Below are 18,032 nucleotides of genomic sequence, written 5' to 3'. Positions count from 1 at the left end.
CGGTACAATGGCCGCTGCCATGAAAAAATTCTTCCTGCTCCTGCTGCTGTTGGTGCTGCCGCTCCAGATGTCCTGGGCTGCGGCAAGCGCTTATTGCCTGCACGAAGAAGGCAAGGCGGCCCGGCACCTGGGCCACCACAGCCACCAGCACCAGGCCGATGCCGATACCGACAAGAGCGAACCCGGCAAGGACCTGAAAGCCAAGGGCCAGCCGCACAGCGACTGCCATGTCTGCCATGGCATCGGCCATGCCTGGCTGCCGCCCGGCGCCAGCATGCCCGTGTTCGACTCGGCCTCGATGGCCGTTGATTCTTCTTCCGTCCTGTACGTCTCGCATATTCCCGATGGGCCCAAGCGGCCCGACTGGTCGCCGGTCATCGTTTAGACCGGCGGGATTTCTCACTGTTGCATCCTGGCGCCGCGCTGTTCAAGCGCGCGCCTGTGTACACGTCCCGTCGAATTTTCTTTCCATTGTCTGGAGAATTCGATGTACCGACTTATCTATTGCCTATTGCTGGGCATTGCCGCGCCCGCCCCTGCTCTCGCCGAGGCGCAGCGGGAAGCGCCCGGCCCCCTGACCCTGCCGGCTGCGCTGCAGCTGGCCGAGGCCGGCAACCCCACCCTGTCGGCCGCGCGCCACGAACTGGCGGCCCAGGGCGGCGCGCTGCAGCAGGCGCAAGCGCTGCCCAACCCCGAACTGCAAACCGTGCTCGAAGATACGCGCCGCGCCTCGCGCAGCACCACCGTGCAGTTGAACCAGCTGATCGAACTGGGCGGCAAGCGCGGCGCGCGCGCCGCGGTCGCCCTGCGCGGCCAGGACCTGGCGCAAGCGGCCCTGGCCCTGCAAGCGGCAGACACGCGCGCGCAAGTGACGACAGCGTTTGCCGACGTGCTGGCCGCGCAGGAAGGCTTGCGCCTGGCCGACAGCGCGCAGGCGCTGGCTGCGCGCGCCAGCGACATCACGGCGCGCCGCGTGGCGGCCGGCAAGGCCTCGCCGGTGGAAGCGACGCGCGCCAAGGTGCTTGAGGCCAGCGTGCGCCTGGAAGGCAATCTGGCGCGCAGCAACCTGAGCCAGGCCCGCCAGCGCCTGGCCGCGCTGTGGGGCGCCTGGGCGCCGCGCTTCACCGAGGCCGAGGGCCGGCTCGATGTGCTGCCGCCACTGCCCTCGCCGGCGGAACTGGCGGCGCGGCTCGACGCCTCGCCCGCCGTGCGCCAGGCGCGCAGCCATCTGGCGCAGCGGCAAGCCATGCTCGATGTGGAACGGCGGCGCGCCACGCCAGACGTAACGCTCAGCATCGGCATGAAGCGCTCGGAAGAGCTGGGCCGCAACCAGGCCATCTTCGGCCTGGCCTTGCCGCTGCCCCTGTTCGACCGTAACGCCGGCAACCAGCTTGACGCCTTGCGCCGCAGCGACCAGGCCGGCGACGAACTGGCCGCCGCCCAGGTGCAGCTGCAGTCGGCGCTGGCGCAGGCAGGTGCACGGCTGGCCACGGCCAGGCTGGACGCAGAGAGCCTGCAAAACGAGATCGTGCCCGGCGCGCAAAGCGCCTACGACGCGGCCAGCAAGGGCTTCGAGTTCGGCAAGTTCGCCTTTCTCGATGTGCTCGATGCCCAGCGCACCTTGTTGCAAGCAAAAAACCAGACCCTGCGCGCGCTGACCGAAGCGCACCATGCGGCCGCCGAACTCGAGCGCCTGCTGGGCGCTCCCCTGACTGCGCAAGAAAGATAACATGAACATCACACTCTCCAAAAAACAGCTGCTGGCCATCGTCGCCATCCTTGTCACCGGCCTGGTGCTGGCCTTCCTGATCCTTGGCAGCGGCGCGTCCAGGGACGAGCATGCATCCGAAGAAGAACAACACGGCCATGCCGAAGAGAAAAGCGCGCCGCCGGTCGAGGGCCTGTTGCTGATGAGCACAGAGCAAAGCAAGGCGGCCGGCGTGGCCATCGCCACCGCCGCGCCGGGGCGCATCCAGACCAGCGTGGCCCTGCCCGGCGAAATCCGCTTCAATGAAGACCGCACCGCGCACGTGGTGCCGCGCCTGGCTGGCGTGGTCGAGGCCGTGCATGCGGACCTGGGCCAGCTGGTGAAAAAGGGGCAGGTGCTGGCCGTGATCGCCAGCACCGATTTGTCCGAGCGGCGCAGTGAGCTGCTGTCGGCCCAGCGCCGCCTGTCGCTGGCGCGCGCCACCTACGAGCGCGAAAAAATGCTGTGGCAGGAAAAAATCTCGGCCGAACTCGATTACCTGCAAGCCAGGCAAGCGTGGCAAGAAGCGGACATAGCGGTGCAGAACGCGCAGCAGAAACTGCAGGCGCTGGGCGCCATGAACGCGGGCAAAGGGCCTTTGAACCGCTACGAGATCCGCGCGCCGTTCGACGCCATGGTGCTGGAAAAACATATCACCCTGGGCGAAGCGGTCAAGGAAGACGCGAATATCTTTGTCATCTCCGACCTGTCGACCGTGTGGGCCGAAATCGCCGTGCCGGCCAGGGACCTGGCCACCGTGCGGATGAAAGGCAAGGTGCTGGTGAAAGCGTCGGCCTTCAACGCCAGCGCCAAAGGCACGATTACCTATGTCGGCGCGCTGCTCGGCGAACAGACGCGCACGGCCAAGGCGCGCATCAGCCTGCAAAACCCCGACATGGCCTGGCGCCCGGGCCTGTTCGTCAGCGTGGAGGTGATCGCCGGCGAGCAGGATGCGCCGGTTACGGTGCAGAGCACGGCGATCCAGTCGGTGGAAGACAAACCGTCGGTGTTTGTGCAGGTCAAGCATGGCTACCAGGCCACGCCCGTGACGCCAGGGCGCAGCGACGGCCAGCTGACGGAAATCACGCAAGGGCTGGCGGCAGGTACGCCGTATGCGGCGCAAGGCAGCTTTACCCTGAAATCCGAGCTGGGCAAGGCCTCCGCCGGCCACGAGCATTGATCACGCCGACAAGAGCCAAGGAAACCATCATGTTTGAACGCTTGATCCGCTTTGCCATCGCCCAGCGCTCGCTGGTGATGCTGGCCGTGGCCGCCATGGCCGCCTTCGGCATCTACAACTATCAACAGCTGCCGATCGACGCCGTGCCCGATATCACCAATGTGCAGGTGCAAATCAATACCGCCGCCGCCGGCTACTCGCCGCTGGAAACCGAGCAGCGTATTACCTTTCCGATCGAAACGGCGATGGCCGGCCTGCCGAAACTCGAGCAGACCCGTTCGCTGTCGCGCTACGGCCTGTCGCAGGTGACCGTGATCTTCAAGGACGGCACCGATATCTATTTTGCGCGCCAGATGATCAACGAGCGCCTGCAGGAAGCGAAGGAAAGCCTGCCGGCCGGCATCACGCCGAAGATGGGACCGGTATCCACCGGCCTCGGTGAAATCTACCTGTGGACGGTGGAAACCAAACCGGGCGCAAAAAAGCCCGATGGCACGCCCTACACGCCGACCGACCTGCGCGAAATCCAGGACTGGATCATCAAGCCGCAGCTGCGCAATGTGGCAGGCGTGACGGAAATTAACGCCATCGGCGGCTACGCCAGGCAATACCAGGTGGCGCCGCACCCGGACAAGCTCGGCTCCTATGGCATCAGCCTGCAGGAGATCGTGGCCGCGCTCGAGCGCAACAACAGCAATGTGGGCGCCGGCTATATCGAACGCCAGGGCGAGCAGCTGCTGATACGCGCGCCGGGCCAGGTGGGCAACGGCGACGATATCGCCAATATCGTGGTGGCCAACCGCGAAGGCGTGGCGATCCGCATCCGCGACGTGGCCGACGTCGTCATCGGGCGCGAACTGCGCACCGGCGCGGCCACCGAGAACGGGCGCGAAGTGGTGCTCGGCACGGTCTTCATGCTGATCGGGCAGAACAGCCGCGCCGTGTCGCAGGCGGTCGACAAGAAAATGCTGGAGATCAACCGCAGCCTGCCTGCCGGCGTGCACGCCGTCACCGTGTATGACCGCACGGTGCTGGTCGACAAGGCCATCAATACGGTCAAGAAAAACCTGCTGGAAGGCGCGGTATTGGTGATCGCCATCCTCTTTTTGTTCCTGGGAAACATCAGGGCCGCCTTGATCACGGCCATGGTGATTCCGCTGGCCATGCTGTTCACGTTGACGGGCATGGTGCGCTTCCACGTCAGCGCCAACCTGATGAGTCTGGGCGCGCTGGACTTCGGCATCATCATCGACGGCGCCGTGGTGATCGTGGAAAACTGCGTGCGCCGCCTGGCGCACACCCGGCAACAGCTGGGCCGGCCCCTGAGCCTGCAGGAGCGCTTTGAGGAAGTGTTCACGGCCTCGCAGGAAGCGCGCCGGCCGCTGCTGTACGGCCAGCTGATCATCATGGTGGTGTACCTGCCGCTGTTTGCGCTGACCGGCGTGGAAGGACGCATGTTTACCCCGATGGCCTTGACGGTGGTGATCGCGCTGCTGGGCGCCATGCTGCTGTCGATCACCTTTATTCCCGCTGCGGTAGCCTTGTTTATCGGCGACAAGGTGGCCGAAAAGGACAACGTCATCATGCGCGTGGCGAAACGCTGGTATGCGCCGGCGCTCGACAGGGTGATGGCCAACACGCCGGTGGTGCTGGCGTTTGCTGCCGTGGCGGTCTTGCTGTCGGGCCTGCTGGCCACGCGCATGGGCAGCGAATTCGTGCCCAGCCTGAACGAAGGTGATATCGCCATCCAGGCGCTGCGCATACCGGGCACCAGCCTGACGCAATCACTGGCGATGCAGCAGCAGCTGGAAACCAGGCTGATAAGCAATCACAAGGAAATCGAACGCGTCTTTGCCCGCACGGGAACGGCCGAGATCGCGTCCGACCCGATGCCGCCAAATATCTCGGACGGCTACATCATGCTGAAACCACGTGAGCAGTGGCCGCAACCGAAAAAGCCGCGCGAGCAACTGCTGGCCGAAATCGAGGCGACGGCCGCCAGCCTGCCTGGCAGCAACTACGAGTTTTCGCAGCCGATCCAGCTGCGCTTCAATGAACTGATTTCCGGCGTGCGCAGCGACGTGGCCGTCAAACTGTATGGCGACGACATGGCGGTACTCGACAAGACGGCGGCAAGCATTGCCGGCGTACTGGGCAAGGTGGCCGGCGCCACTGAAGTCAAGGTCGAGCAGACCAGCGGCCTGCCCATGCTGACGGTGCAGATCGACCGCGAGCAGACGGCGCGCTATGGCCTGAACATGGCCGAGGTGCAGGCGGCGATTGCGACCGCCGTCGGCGGCCAGCAGGCCGGCACCGTATTCCAGGGCGACCGCCGCTTCGCTATCGTGGTGCGCCTGCCCGACAGCCTGCGCAGCGACCTGGAGCAACTGCGCCGCCTGCCGATCGCCCTGCCCCAGGGCGCCGGTGCGGAAGGGCGCGCGCGCTTTATACCGTTGGGTGAAGTGGCCAGCCTGCAAGTGGCGCCGGGGCCGAACCAGATCAGCCGCGAAGACGGCAAGCGCCGCATCGTCATCAGCGCCAATGTGCGCGGGCGCGATATCGGCTCGTTTGTCGCGGAAGCCACGCAGCAGCTGCAAGCCCGCGTGAGCATCCCGGCCGGTTACTGGACCAGCTGGGGCGGCCAGTTCGAGCAGCTGCAATCGGCCACCGAGCGGCTGCAACTGGTGGTGCCGCTGGCCCTTGGCCTGGTGTTCATTTTGCTGTTTGCCATGTTCGGCAATGTGAAGGACGGCTTGCTGGTGTTTAGCGGCATTCCGTTTGCGCTGACGGGCGGCATACTGGCGCTGTGGCTGCGCGACATCCCGCTGTCGATCTCGGCGGCGGTGGGCTTTATCGCCCTGTCCGGCGTGGCCGTGCTCAACGGGCTGGTGATGATCGCCTTTATCCGCCAGCTGCGCGAACAAGGCCTGCCGCTGCAGGCGGCGATACGCGACGGCGCCCTGTCGCGTTTGCGGCCGGTGCTGATGACGGCACTGGTCGCGTCGCTGGGGTTCGTGCCGATGGCGATCGCCACCGGCACCGGCGCCGAAGTGCAGCGCCCGCTGGCCACGGTGGTGATCGGCGGGATCTTGTCGTCGACGGTATTGACGCTGCTGGTGTTGCCGTTGTTATACCGGCTCGCTTACGGGAAGGACAAAAAACCTCAAGGTTTTCTGTAACCGCCTTCGATCCAGTTGGCCGCCGCGGTCGCGTTGAATTTGAACGCGGCCGGGGCGCGCACCTTGGCGATCTGTTCGCCGTCGGCGTCATAGGCGCTCAGCTCGGCGTACGGGTGCTCTTCGTCGGGCACGATGTCGAACATGACCTTGACCTGGCCCTCATCGGTGGCCACATACAGGCTCTTGTGCAGTTGCGCGTACAGCTGCTGTTCGTGGCGGCGCAGCACTTCGGATGCCGTTTTCACCAGGGTGTTGAAGGCGTTGACGTCGAGCGGCTTGGGGTTTTTCTTGTCGCGGCCCATGGTCCACGGACCGACCAGGGCCGGCTCCGGTTCGCCATCCTTGATCATCGCCACGGCCCAGCCCTCGTCTTCCTCGTTCTTGATCACGCGCGCCGTCCAGCCATTGCCGGTCCACAAACGCGGTTCCTGGATCGGGGCGTCGCTGTCTGGCTCAACTTGCTCGTCTTGCTCGGAAAACTCGGGAAGATCGTCGGTACTCATGGCGGTGCTCGTGAAGGAAGGCTGGGGCTAGCATGATAGACGAAATCGCCTCGCCGTGCCGTGTTTGGCACACGGCAAACGGCATGCCGCCCCACCTTGTCACTTCCCGCTCAGCACATCGACATGGCGGGCCTTGCCGGCCATGTCAGCGGTGGCCCGGGCGGCGTCCAGCGCGGGTCGATGGCCGGCAGCGGCACGCGGTAATTAAAGGGGGTAATGATAATCGGCGGGATCGCCGATGGCGCACCGACAGGCTCGGCGCATGACTTGACGGCGCTACGCTGGCGCGTGATTCGACGGTGTTTCAGGGATAGCGATTGATCCCCGTTCGCTGCAGTCACAAGCATGGTGCCCTCCTTGCAAATGTGAATGTTCAGTATAGGATGCCATCGGCGTATTACAAGAAAAGAAATCTTGTTTGACACTATGAAAGTGGGGCCGCGCGCCATCCATGCCGCGAAAACGACCGCCTGTCGCACGCCGCTGGCAGGGGCTGGGGCGCGCCGCTACAGTGTGAGCATGTTTCTTCCCTGTTCAACTGCCTGAGGCCTGCCATGAAAAAAATACTCGCGTTTGCCCTGATCCTCGTGCTGGCCTGCCTGTTCCTCGACAAGATCGGCGCGGGCGACATGCACATGCAGTTCAACGGCGACGATGTCGACGGCCCGTTGGAATGGCTGTTCGGCCTGGTGTTTGCCGGCGGCGGCCTGGCGATCGCCCTGATCGCGCTGGTCTGCGCCTTTGTCGTGGCGGGCGTGGTGGTAGCTGGCGTCGGCCTGTTCATGGTCGCCGGCATCGTCATCGGCGGCGGCGTGCTGGTGCTGGTGCTGCTGGCCTGCAGCGCGCCCGTGCTGCTGCCGCTGCTGGTGATTGCCGCCGTGATCTGGCTGTTGTCGAAGCGCAGCCGCCAGCAGGCGCGCGCGCGCCAGGCCGGCATGTAATGTAGTCAAGTGGCCATGAACTGGCTCAGCACGCCGCCGCTGCCGCCGTCATGGTGTTCCACCCGGTTGCGGCCGCCCCGCTTGGCGCGGTACAGCGCTTCATCGGCGCGCGCCAGCACCGCATCGCAACCGGCATCGGTGCCGCCCATGGCCGCGATGCCGATGCTGACCGTCACGCTCAGCAGCGCACCACCGTCGATGCCGATCGAACTGTCGGCTACGCGGGCGCGCAAACGTTCGGCAAACACGGCCGACGACGCCATGTCGGTACCCGGCAACAGGATGGCGAATTCCTCGCCGCCCACCCTGCCCGGCACATCGACCTTGCGCAGCGCCTGGCACATCAGCGAGCCCAGGTGGCGCAACACCACATCGCCCACCGCATGGCCGTACTCGTCGTTGACGCGCTTGAAATGATCGATATCGAGCATCAGCACGGTGGCCACGCTGGCCAGTTCGCGCTGCAAGCGCGCGTGTTCGCTGGCCAAAGCCGTCATGAACTGGCGCCGGTTCGGCAAGCCCGTCAAAAAGTCGGTGGTGGCCAGCTGCAGCAGTTCGGCATTCATGCGCTTGCGCTCGGTGATATCGAGCGACGACACCATCACGAAGTCCAAACTGTCGGCATGGCCAGGCATCACCAACAAGCTCAGTTCATTTTGCCGCGCCGCCCCATCGAGGCGCACAAAACTGCTCTCGCATTCGTACAGATGGGCGCCGCCGGCCAGCGCCAGCAGCGCCGCGCCAAACGCGGGCAAGGCGGCGTCGTCAAAATTTTGCGCCAGCCCCAGCTTGCCGCGCCGCTGATCGTCGAGGTTGGCCCGCACTTGCGCCAGCGCGGCGCCATTGGCGTCGATAATGCGCACCAGGCCGGCCAAACGTTTGAGTTCGTCGGCTCGCTGCTGCAAATACGCCGGCAGGTCCGCCACACCCGACTGCCTGAGCACATCGAGCGCCTCGCGCACGGCCGACCAGTCCTGCTCCCACAAGGCCACCGGCGCATGGTCGTACAGGCTGCGAAAGCGTGCTTCGCCGGCGCGCAGCGCCTGCGCCACCTGCGCCTGCTCGATCGCCATGCCGGCCAGGTGCGCCGCCTCGGCCAGGCGCGCCAGGTGCGAGGCGCCGGGCGCCAGCGGCTGGCGGTGGTAGGCCATCAGCACGCCCAGCAGCTTGCCCGAGCTGCCGCGTACCGGTTCGGCCCAGCACGATTGCAGGCCCGCCTGCCCCGCCAGTTCCATCTCGCCGGGCAGTGTTTCGGCCGCCCGCAGGTCGGGCACGCTGATGCGCTGGCCGCTGCGCACCACCAGCGCCGCCACGCCATGCACGCCGCGCAGCATGTCGAGGCCATGGCCGTGGCTGGACAGGTTGAAAAACGCCGGCAGCGAAGGCGCCGCGCCCAGCACCAGGCGATGGCGGCCTTCATCGAGCAGCAAGATGCTGCAGAGCATGGCCGGATGGTCGGCCTGCACGCCCAGCACCACGCTTTCGAGCACCCGCTCGAGCGGCGCGCCGATGGCCAGCATTTCAAGCACCTGGCGACGCGTCGTTTCGCGCCGCTCCGCCAGGCTGCGTTCGCTGATATCGCGGAAAGTCCACAGCCGGGCCTGTTCATTGCCAAGCTGCATGCTGCGGACATATTGTTCGATCACCCGGCCGTCGCGCAGGTGCAGCTCGTCGCGCTGCTCGCGGTGGCCGTGCGGCGCATGGCGGCGCGCGTCGAGAAATGGCGTGGCCTGCTCCAGCCGGCTTTGCACATGCAGCACCAGCGCGCACCCATCGGCCTGCCAGTCGAGCGTGTCGGGTACTTGCCACAGGTCACGAAAGCGCCGGTTCGAGGTAAAGATGCGGCCTTCGCCGTTGTCGACCAGGATGCCGTCGAGGGTCGAGTCGAGGATATTGCGCAACATCGCCTGGCTGCGCTGCGCCGCCTCGGCCATCGCCAGCACGCTGGCCTGGCCCTGCTCGAGCTGGCCGGCCAGCTCGCTGGCGCGCGCCAGCGAACGCTGCGCCTGGTAGCGGCTGGCCGCCAGCAGCCAGGTGGCCAGGGCCAGCGCCAGGCTGACGCACAGGCCGGTCCAGGCCACCACGGGCGGGCGCGCCAGCAAGTCGCCGTCAAAAGCGGGCAGCGCGCGCACACGCACCGTCCAGACATGGCCGGCGATGGTCAAGGCCTGCGTGCTCGACAGCCGGCCCGGGGCCGCAGGCGTGCCGGGCAGGCTGTCGTACAGCTGCGTATCGTCGCCGAGACGTTGGCCATCGTAGATTTCCAGGTCGAGCAGGCGCGACGCTTCGCCGCCCACGTCGCGCATCAGGTCCTGCATGCGAAACGGCGCGAAGACCCAGGCGCGCAAGGCGGCGCGGCGCTGCTGCACGCTGTCGTGCACCAGGCCATTGTCGAAGATCGGCAGCACCAGTAAAAAACCATACATCGTGGCGCTGGGGCCGCCATCCTGCAACAAGCGGATCTTGCCCGTCATGGCCGCCTGGCCGGTATCGCGCGCCTGCTCCAGGGCCGCGCGCCGCACCGGTTCGGCCAGCAGGTCATGGCCCATGGCGCGCAGGTTGCTGTCGTTGACCGGTTCCAGATAAGTGATGGGCGCAAGCAAGGGCCGCGCCCCCGGCGGTTCAATGACATAGCCGGGAAACCCCTGGGTGCGCGCCTGCGCCTCGTGCGCCGCGCGCTCTTTGCCCGGCAACAGCGGCAGGTAGCCGATGCCCTGAATGCCGGGGTAGTGGCGAGCGAAGTCGCGCACCGCCAGGAAGGCATGGAATTCGTCGCGCGTGACGTCGTTCGAGCTGGCGTACAGCCCCTGCACGCCATGCAACAGGTCGGTGTAAGTGCGCATGCGGCCGGTGATGCTGCCCACCAGTTCGCGCACGCGAAAATCGAAATCGGCCCTCACCTGCTGTTCACTGGCGTCGCTGGCGACGCGCCAGGCGCCGTAGCTCAGGCCCAGTCCCAGCACCAGTACCAGCGCCGCAAACAGCGGCGGGCCCACCCACTGCGGGCGGTGCGATCTGGACGACAACGGCGAGGCGCGTCTGTTCATGGCTGGCTGGAAAACTGATCGAAATGCGCGCAAGCGCGCCGCTACCGTCGGTAGAGGATGTCAACGATACTACGTCAGTGCCAAAAGCATTGCAAACTTTGTATCAATGTGTCAAAAAGACCACATTTTCATAGCGCAGGCAAGGCCACCTTGCCCGCCACATACTGGCGATAGCCATTGGCGCGCAACGCGCAGGCGGGGCAAGTACCGCAACCATAGCCCCAGTCATGCAACTGGCCCCGTTCGCCGAGGTAGCAGGTATGCGTGTCGCTGCGGATCAGGTCGACCAGGCTCTGGCCGCCGAGCTTTTCCGCCAGCTCCCAGCTTTGCGCCTTGTCCAGCCACATCAGCGGCGTTTCCAGCTTCAGGCGCGTGGCCATGCCCAGGTTCAGCGCCACCTGCAGCGCCTTGATGGTGTCGTCGCGGCAATCGGGGTAACCCGAAAAATCCGTCTCGCACATGCCGCCCACCAGCACCGTCAGGCCGCGGCGGTAGGCCACGGTGGCGGCCACGGTCATGAACAGCAGGTTGCGTCCCGGCACAAAGGTGTTCGGCAAGCCGTTTTCCTGCATCACGATTTCCACATCCTGCGTCATGGCCGTATCGGAAATGGCCGCGATCAGCGACAGGTCGATCATATGGTCTTCGCCGAGACGGTCGCGCCACTGCGGCGACTGCTCGCGCATCCTGGCCAGCAGGCCCGGGCGCACCGTCAGTTCGATGGCGTGGCGCTGGCCATAATCAAAGCCGATCGTTTCTACACGGCTATAGTGTTCGAGGGCCCAGGCCAGGCAGGTGGTGGAATCCTGGCCACCGCTAAACAGGACCAGCGCCGTATCAGTTGCTAACATAATATTCTTTCTATATAAAGTACAGGCTGGCGGACCAGGTGCAAGACCATGCAATACCTGCGCAAAATAGACTTATTCGTCCGCCATCAATTTTCCACTTCCGGTAACATGCGGGCAGCATTTACTCATCTGGAGCACCATGTTTTCTGCACGTCCCCTACCGCACTTCGCCACCGGCAAGGCAATACGACCACGAATTTTGGCACAGTTATTGGCAAAAGCAATGGGGCAACTGACACTGGCGGCCGCCGGCGGCGCCATCCTGACCCTGCCCATGACCCATGCGCGCGCGCAGGAAGCGGTAGCAGACACGCCTGCCGAAGCGCCTGCCGAAGCGCTCGCCGAAGCGCCTGCCGCCGATACCGCCCCCGTTGCGCCGGCCCTGCAATACGATGTGCGCGTCAATGCGCCCGGCGACCTCGACGAGCTGCTGGAAAAAAACCTCGACCTCGAACGCTTTCGCGGCAACCCGCGCATGGACCGCGAACAGCTGCAGCGCCTGGTGCGCGACGCGCCCGAACAAGTGAAAAACCTGGTCGCCACGGCCGGCTTCTATACGCCCGTCGTCACGGTCACTCTCGACACCGCCGGCAGCCGGCCGGTGGTCACCGTCAATGTCGAGCCGGGCCAGCCGGTGGTCATCGACAAGGTCGAGCTGGAATTGCGCGGTTTCGATCCAACGCCGCCGCTGGCGGCCAGCGAGCCGTACGACACCGAAGGCCTGAAGCGCCGCTGGGCGCTCAAAACCGGCGCCATCTTCCGCCAGGCCGAATGGGAGTCCGCCAAGCGCGCGCTGCTGCGCGAAGTGGTGCAGACGCGCTACCCGCGCGCCCAGCTGGTCGATACGCAAGCCGTGGTCGACCCGGAAACGCACCAGGTGTCGCTGCTGGTGATCCTCAGCAGCGGCCCCGAACTGCGCTTTGGCGAACTGCGCATCGAAGGCCTGAAGCGCTACGATCCCGCCATCATCCGCAACCTCAACAAGATCAGCCCCGGCGACTACTACAGCGAATCGGCGCTGCAGCTGTACCAGGCGCGCCTGCAGGACACCGGCTATTTTGCCAGCGTGGAAGTGAGCGCCGACCTGAGCAGTATCCTCAATGAGCAGATCGAGGCGGGCCAGGCGGTGCAGGAAGGCGAGACCGTGGCAACGGCCCAGGCCAGCCGCGGCCCGGCGCCGCAACTGCCGCTGGTGGTGCGCGTCACCGAGAACAAACAGCAGAACGTCAGCGCCGGTATCGGTTTCAGTACCAATACCGGCAACCGCGCCCAGCTCAACTACGACAACCTCAATGTCTGGGGCACGCGCTTCAAGAGCGCGGTCACGATGGAAACGAAGAAACAGGCGGCGCACGCCAACTTCTACTTCCCCACCACCGAACGCGGCTACAACGACAGCGTCGGCGCCTCGTTCGAGCGCAGCGATATCTCCAACGAGATCACGGCCGTGTCGACGATTGCCGCCAAGCGCAACTGGGGCGGCACCACCCTGGAACGCAGCCTGACATTCGAATTTCTCAGTGAGAATAAAACCGTGGTCGGCCTGGAACAGACGCGCAGCAAGAGCTTGCCGCTGACCTATGCCATCACCAAGCGCAGCCTCGACAGCCTGCTGTTCCCCACCAGAGGCTATGTCATCAATGCCCAGGTCGGCGGCGCGCTGCTGCCGGTGCTGACCGACGAGCGCTTCGTGCGCGTCTCGGGCAAGGGCGTGTATTACAAGCCGCTCGGCGAAAAAGGCGAATTGATCGTACGCGGCGAAATGGGCGCGCTGGGCTCGAAAGAGAAAACCGGCGTGCCGGCCGTCTACCTGTTCCGCGCCGGCGGCGACCAGTCCGTGCGCGGCTATGCCTACCAGGAGCTGGGCGTGAAGGAAGGCGACGCCACCGTTGGCGGGCGCTACCTGGCCACTGCCAGCGCCGAATACCAGTACTGGTTCAAGCCGAAATGGGCCGTCGCCGCCTTCTATGACGCCGGCAATGCGGGCGACAGCGTCAAGGATGCGCTGACCCTGAAATCCGGCTATGGCCTGGGCGGGCGCTACAAGAGTCCCGTCGGCCCCATCAATGTCGACGTGGCGTATGGCCACGCCGTCCACGCCTTCCGTTTGCACTTTTCTCTGGGATTCACTTTCTGATGTCCGACCTTACCACCGAGTCCTCCTCCGCCGTGCCACCACCTGCGCCACCGCCGCCGGCAAAAAAACGCCGCTGGCCGCGCTATTTGCTGGTCAGCATCATCAGCCTGGCCGTGCTGCTGGGCGGCGCCTTCTGGTTCCTGGGCCGCGAATCGACCCTGCAACTGCTGGTGCACAAAGTGGCCAGCGCCAGCGGCGGCCAGATCGAAGTATCCGGCGTGTCCGGCTCGCTCTACAACCGCATGCACCTGGACCACGTCAGCTACCGCAGCAAGACGCAGCACATCACGGCCGACAATATCGATATCGACTGGTCGCCGTTCCAGTATTTCTCGGAAGGCATCGCGATTTCCGAGTTGCATGTGGCCAGCCTGGCCGTGCAGACCATCGGCACCTCGGACGAACCGTCGACAATGCCCGACAGCCTGGCCTCGCCGTTTAAAATCGGCATCAGCGAAGCGCGCCTCGATAAAATCACCGTGATCGGCGAGACCGGCAACACCGTGTTTGAAAAAGTCCGCTTTGCCTTGTCCGGCGACAAGAGCGAGTGGCAGCTGAAAGACGCCGCAGGCGTCACGCCGTTTGGCCTGGCGAAAGCCGACGCCACCATCGCCGCCGTGAAACCGTTCAAGCTCAAGGGAACCGCCAGCCTGACGCAAGCCGTGGCGCCGGCCGGCGAAAAACCGGCGGCGCTGAAGCTGGCGCTCGGTGGCGACCTGAACCTTCTGACCATCGGCGCCAAGGGCAATGCCGGCGCCGCCACGGCCGACGCGCAACTGGCGCTGGCGCCGTTCGACCCCGTCATCATCCTGCGCTCGGCCAGCATCAAGGGCCGCAATATCAATCCGGGCAAGTTCGATGCGACCCTGCCACAGGCCGACCTGAGCCTGGAACTGGACGCGGCCATCGGCGCCAATCAAAGCGTCTCGGGCAAGCTGGCCATCGTCAACCACGCCGCGCCGGGCCCGCTGGACCAGCAAAAGCTGCCGCTGCGCCAGTTCGACGCACGCCTGGGAGGCACCCTGACGGCCACCACCCTCGATTCGGCCATCATCGACTTCGGTAACGCCGGCAAATTCACCGGCAGCGGCAAGCTCAAGCGCGACGCGCCCGACGCCGGCATCGCCCAAGCCAATATCGCCCTGCATACCGACAAAATCGACCTGCAACAGATCTACAGCAGCATCAACAGCACCAAAATCGCCGGCGACATCACATTGAATAGCGACGGCAAGACGCAGACCGTGCGCGCCAGACTGGGCGAAGCCAAGCTGCGCCTGGACCTGGAAGCCACCATGGCCGATTCCCTGGTCAAGCTCGGCAAGGCGACCTTGCAAGCAGGCAAGAGCAGCATCAGCGCCAGCGGCGAGCTCAACCTGAAAGACGATCAGCCGTTCAAGGCCGTCGCCGCCACCAGCCGTTTGAACCCGGCCGACTTTGGCGCCTTTCCTGTCGCCGACCTGAACCTTGATGTGCGCGCGAATGGCCACGTGGCCCCACAGTGGCTGGCCAACGCCGACTTCACGGTGCGGCCCAGCAAGCTGCTCGACCAGCCGTTGTCCGGCAAGGGCAAGCTGACGGCCGACGCCCGGCACTTGAGCGGCATCGACGTGCAGCTGGCGCTGGGCAAGAACACCCTCGCGGCCAAGGGCAACTTTGGCGGCCTTGGTGAAAAACTGAACTGGAATGTCGATGCCCGGCAACTGTCCGCCGTGCAGGGCGAGCTGGTCGGCGCGGTGCTGGCCAGCGGCGTGGTGCAGGGAACCATGCAGGAGCCGCGCACCACCTTTGTTGCCGACGCCAAAGGCTTGGGATTGTCCAGCAGCAAGCGTCCGGCACCCGACAGCGTGATCCACGCCAGCGGCGACATCGGCCTGACGGGGCCGAAGCAGTCGGCGGAAGTGAAAATGGCCGGCACGGTGCAAAAACTCAATCCGGCCGCGTTCGGCAACCTGCCGGTCGGCAATATCAATGCCGACTTCAACGGCAGCAGCAAGCTGTCCAGCGACTGGCGCATGGCGCTCACGCTGGCGCTGCGCGAATCGACGCTGCAAAATGCGCCGCTGGCCGGCTATGCCAAGCTGACGGCGTCCGCCAAGCGGGTCGACAATGCTGACGTGGAACTACGCCTGGGACCGAACAGCCTGGTCGCCAAGGGCGCGCTGGGCGGCGCCACCGACAAGCTGAACTGGAAACTCGATGCGCCGCAACTGAGCAGCCTGGGAGCGCAGTTTGGCGGCGTGCTGCATGCGTCCGGCGTAGTGTCGGGCAAGATGGATGCGCCGGCCGCGCAGCTGAGTCTGGACGGCAACAACCTGACCTTTTTCGGCGACCAGCGCCTGCAGACCGTCAAGGGCAGTGCCAGCGTCGGCTCCGGCCAGGGCGCGCAAGACCCGATGGTCAGCGCGCTGGAAATCACCGGCTACAGCACGCCCACCTTCAAGCTGGCCACGGCTAGGTTGGGCACCACCGGCACGCGCGGCAACCACAGCATCAACGTGGCGGCGCGCAATGACGACTTCGACGCCACCGTCGCCGCCAGGGGCAGCCAGAACGGCGCCAGCTGGACCGGCAGCATCGACAGCCTGCAGAACAAGGGCCGCTATGCGCTCGTATTGCAAGCGCCGGTGCCGGTCAAGGTCACAGGGCCAGCCGGCAGCGGCGTGGCTGGCCTGGGCAATCCCGAGCAACTCAGCGTGGGCAATACCGTCATCAAGCTGCCGGCCGGCAGCATCACCATGCAAAGCCTGGCCAAAAACGGTCCGCGCTGGACCAGCAGCGGCCAGGCCACCGGCGTGGCCTTGAACTACCTGGCGCAATTTGCGCCGGCGCTGCGCGACAATGCGCGCGGCGACCTGACCCTGGGCGCGCAATGGTCGCTCGACATGCAAGCGGCCACGGCCAGCCGGAAAGAGCCGGCCCTGGCCGGCATGCTGCATGTGTTCCGCGAAAAAGGCGATATCACGGTCGGCGTCGAGCAGCCTTTGACGCTGGGCCTGCGCACCCTGGACGCGCGGGTCGACGTGGCCAACCAGCAATTGCGCCTGGCCGTGAAACTGGACGGCACACGCGCCGGCCAGAGCGATATCAACGCCACCGTGCAAATGGTGAACGGGCGCATCGGCAACAGCAGCGCACTGAACCTGACCGGCACCACCAATATCGCCTCGCTGGCATGGGTGGCGCCACTGGCCGGCCAGCCTGGGCTGGAACTGGGCGGCGCCTTGAAGGTGGCATTGACGGGCAGCGGCACCATCGGCGCGCCCCTGCTCAATGGCGACATCACGGGCAGCGGCCTGCTGGTGAGCTGGGCCGAACAGGGCTTGCGCCTGCGTAATGGCGTGCTGCAGGCAAAACTGGCCGGCGACCAACTGCAGCTGCAGCGTTTGACTTTTGACGGCGGCAACGGCAAGGCGCAGCTTGATGGCTGGGTGCGCTTTGCGAACGGCGAAGCGACGATGGAACTGAAACTGCTTGCCGAACGCCTGACGGCGCTGTCGCGCCCGGACCGCACCCTGATCATGTCGGGCAATGCCACCGTGCTGCGCAACGACAAACTTTTCAGCCTGGAAGGCAAGTTCAAGGCCAACCGCGCGCTGATCGAACTGGCGCCGGAAGGCACGCCGACGCAAAGCGATGACGTGGTGGTGCTGGGCAAGAACAGCCGCGCCACCAAGGCGGCGCCCGAACTGCCATTGAATATCGACGTGGAATTCGACCTGGGCAACGCCTTCCACCTGCGCGGCATGGGCATCGATGCCGATCTCGCCGGCAATATCCGCGCCCGCGTGCAGAACCGCAATGCGCCGCGCATCACCGGCGGCATCCGCGTCGTCAACGGCCTGTATGCGGCGTACGGGCAGAAATTGTCGATCGAGCGCGGCGTGATCAACTTCACGGGCGCCTACGACAATCCGTCGCTGAACGTGCTGGCCGTGCGCAAGCGTCCGCAGGGCGAAGCGTTGTCGGAAACCAATGTCGAAGCGGGCGTGGAAGTGCGCGGCACGGCCCAGGCGCCAACGGCCAAGCTGGTGTCGACGCCGAACGTGTCGGACAGCGACAAGCTGGCCTGGCTGATCCTCGGCCACGGCGCGGAAACGGCTGCCGGCGATGAGATGGCCCTGTTGACCACGGCCGCCGGCGCCCTCTTCGGCGGCTCGGGCGGCGGCATGCAAGGCAAGCTGGCCAGCTCGCTGGGCCTCGATGAAGTGGGCCTGTCGCAGGCCAAGGGACTGGAAAGCACGGTCGTCACGGTCGGCAAGCGTCTGTCCTCGCGCGCCTACCTGACGTTCGAGCAGGGCGCCAGCTCGGCGTCGAGCCTGGTCAAGCTGCGCTACAAGCTGAACCGCCGCTTTACCTTGCAGTTCCAGACCGGCACCAACAATGCGCTGGACATCCTGTATACCTGGGCGTTTGATTGACCCAAGACACAAAGGCACCCAGGCGC

General features: G+C 65.5%; 11 protein-coding genes. 7 read left to right on the top strand and 4 right to left on the bottom strand.

Annotation, left to right across the window (positions count from 1 at the left end; all coding sequences use genetic code 11):
* The first annotated feature begins 19 nt into the window (after positions 1-19).
* The 4 genes from czcI to CD932_RS13465 all read left to right on the top strand — a co-directional run bounded on the left by czcI (position 20) and on the right by CD932_RS13465 (position 6,106).
* A complete protein-coding gene (gene czcI, locus CD932_RS13480; protein ID WP_094443634.1) occupies positions 20-385 on the top strand; it encodes a cation efflux protein, CzcI family in 366 nt (121 codons plus the stop codon).
* 102 nt (positions 386-487) lie between these two features.
* Positions 488-1,729 carry a TolC family protein gene (locus tag CD932_RS13475; RefSeq protein ID WP_141213242.1) on the top strand — a complete coding sequence of 414 codons (1,242 nt, stop codon included), beginning with the start codon at positions 488-490 and terminating at the stop codon, positions 1,727-1,729.
* A gap of 1 nt (position 1,730) precedes the next feature.
* Entirely contained in the window at positions 1,731-2,927 is a 1,197-nt protein-coding gene (locus CD932_RS13470) for an efflux RND transporter periplasmic adaptor subunit (RefSeq protein WP_094443072.1), read from the top strand.
* Positions 2,928-2,956: 29 nt separating this feature from the next.
* Positions 2,957-6,106, top strand: coding sequence for an efflux RND transporter permease subunit (locus tag CD932_RS13465; protein ID WP_094443071.1), 3,150 nt, complete (start codon positions 2,957-2,959; stop codon positions 6,104-6,106).
* Here the strand turns inward: CD932_RS13465 and CD932_RS13460 are convergent.
* On the bottom strand, positions 6,091-6,609 hold the full coding sequence (locus CD932_RS13460) for a hypothetical protein (RefSeq protein ID WP_094443070.1): 519 nt from the start codon (positions 6,607-6,609) through the stop codon (positions 6,091-6,093). The two genes, CD932_RS13465 and CD932_RS13460, sit on opposite strands and share 16 nt — an antisense overlap.
* Before the next feature lie 110 nt (positions 6,610-6,719).
* Entirely contained in the window at positions 6,720-6,956 is a 237-nt protein-coding gene (locus CD932_RS28230) for a hypothetical protein (RefSeq protein WP_141213241.1), read from the bottom strand.
* A 207-nt stretch (positions 6,957-7,163) separates the two neighbouring features.
* Here CD932_RS28230 and CD932_RS13455 point away from each other — a divergent pair, with 207 nt between their 5' ends.
* Positions 7,164-7,550, top strand: a complete 387-nt coding sequence (locus CD932_RS13455; protein ID WP_094443069.1) for a hypothetical protein — start codon at positions 7,164-7,166, stop codon at positions 7,548-7,550.
* Between the two features lie 5 nt (positions 7,551-7,555).
* Here the strand turns inward: CD932_RS13455 and CD932_RS13450 are convergent, their stop codons facing one another.
* Positions 7,556-10,597: a CHASE domain-containing protein gene (locus tag CD932_RS13450; protein ID WP_254926574.1), complete on the bottom strand. Its 3,042-nt coding sequence runs from the start codon at positions 10,595-10,597 to the stop codon at positions 7,556-7,558.
* Positions 10,598-10,725: 128 nt separating this feature from the next.
* Positions 10,726-11,448, bottom strand: a complete 723-nt coding sequence (gene queC, locus CD932_RS13445) for a 7-cyano-7-deazaguanine synthase QueC (RefSeq protein ID WP_094443068.1) — start codon at positions 11,446-11,448, stop codon at positions 10,726-10,728.
* A 223-nt stretch (positions 11,449-11,671) separates the two neighbouring features.
* Here queC and CD932_RS13440 point away from each other — a divergent pair, with 223 nt between their 5' ends.
* Both CD932_RS13440 and CD932_RS13435 read left to right on the top strand, forming a co-directional pair.
* Complete coding sequence (locus tag CD932_RS13440; RefSeq protein ID WP_094443067.1) at positions 11,672-13,585, top strand: autotransporter assembly complex family protein; 1,914 nt, start codon at positions 11,672-11,674, stop codon at positions 13,583-13,585.
* The gene (locus CD932_RS13435; RefSeq protein WP_094443066.1) at positions 13,585-18,006 is read left to right on the top strand and encodes a translocation/assembly module TamB domain-containing protein; all 4,422 of its coding nucleotides are present in this window, start codon (positions 13,585-13,587) and stop codon (positions 18,004-18,006) included. Before CD932_RS13440 ends, CD932_RS13435 begins: the two co-directional genes overlap by 1 nt.
* The last annotated feature ends 26 nt before the right edge of the window (positions 18,007-18,032 follow it).

Source organism: Janthinobacterium sp. PC23-8, assembly GCF_002250505.1.
Lineage (GTDB): Bacteria > Pseudomonadota > Gammaproteobacteria > Burkholderiales > Burkholderiaceae_D > Janthinobacterium.
The sequence above is the reverse complement of the archived record's forward strand: the minus strand, read 5'-3'. Positions and strand labels throughout refer to the sequence as shown.

What these genes read in the sequence shown, in the direction of transcription:
- CD932_RS13450 (WP_254926574.1), bottom strand. Translation starts at nt 10,597, where the DNA reads ATGAACAGACGCGCCTCGCCGTTGTCGTCCAGATCGCACCGCCCGCAG.
- CD932_RS13435 (WP_094443066.1), top strand. Translation starts at nt 13,585, where the DNA reads ATGTCCGACCTTACCACCGAGTCCTCCTCCGCCGTGCCACCACCTGCG.
- CD932_RS28230 (WP_141213241.1), bottom strand. Translation starts at nt 6,956, where the DNA reads ATGCTTGTGACTGCAGCGAACGGGGATCAATCGCTATCCCTGAAACAC.
- CD932_RS13440 (WP_094443067.1), top strand. Translation starts at nt 11,672, where the DNA reads ATGGGGCAACTGACACTGGCGGCCGCCGGCGGCGCCATCCTGACCCTG.
- CD932_RS13455 (WP_094443069.1), top strand. Translation starts at nt 7,164, where the DNA reads ATGAAAAAAATACTCGCGTTTGCCCTGATCCTCGTGCTGGCCTGCCTG.
- queC (WP_094443068.1), bottom strand. Translation starts at nt 11,448, where the DNA reads ATGTTAGCAACTGATACGGCGCTGGTCCTGTTTAGCGGTGGCCAGGAT.
- CD932_RS13470 (WP_094443072.1), top strand. Translation starts at nt 1,731, where the DNA reads ATGAACATCACACTCTCCAAAAAACAGCTGCTGGCCATCGTCGCCATC.
- CD932_RS13465 (WP_094443071.1), top strand. Translation starts at nt 2,957, where the DNA reads ATGTTTGAACGCTTGATCCGCTTTGCCATCGCCCAGCGCTCGCTGGTG.
- CD932_RS13460 (WP_094443070.1), bottom strand. Translation starts at nt 6,609, where the DNA reads ATGAGTACCGACGATCTTCCCGAGTTTTCCGAGCAAGACGAGCAAGTT.
- CD932_RS13475 (WP_141213242.1), top strand. Translation starts at nt 488, where the DNA reads ATGTACCGACTTATCTATTGCCTATTGCTGGGCATTGCCGCGCCCGCC.
- czcI (WP_094443634.1), top strand. Translation starts at nt 20, where the DNA reads ATGAAAAAATTCTTCCTGCTCCTGCTGCTGTTGGTGCTGCCGCTCCAG.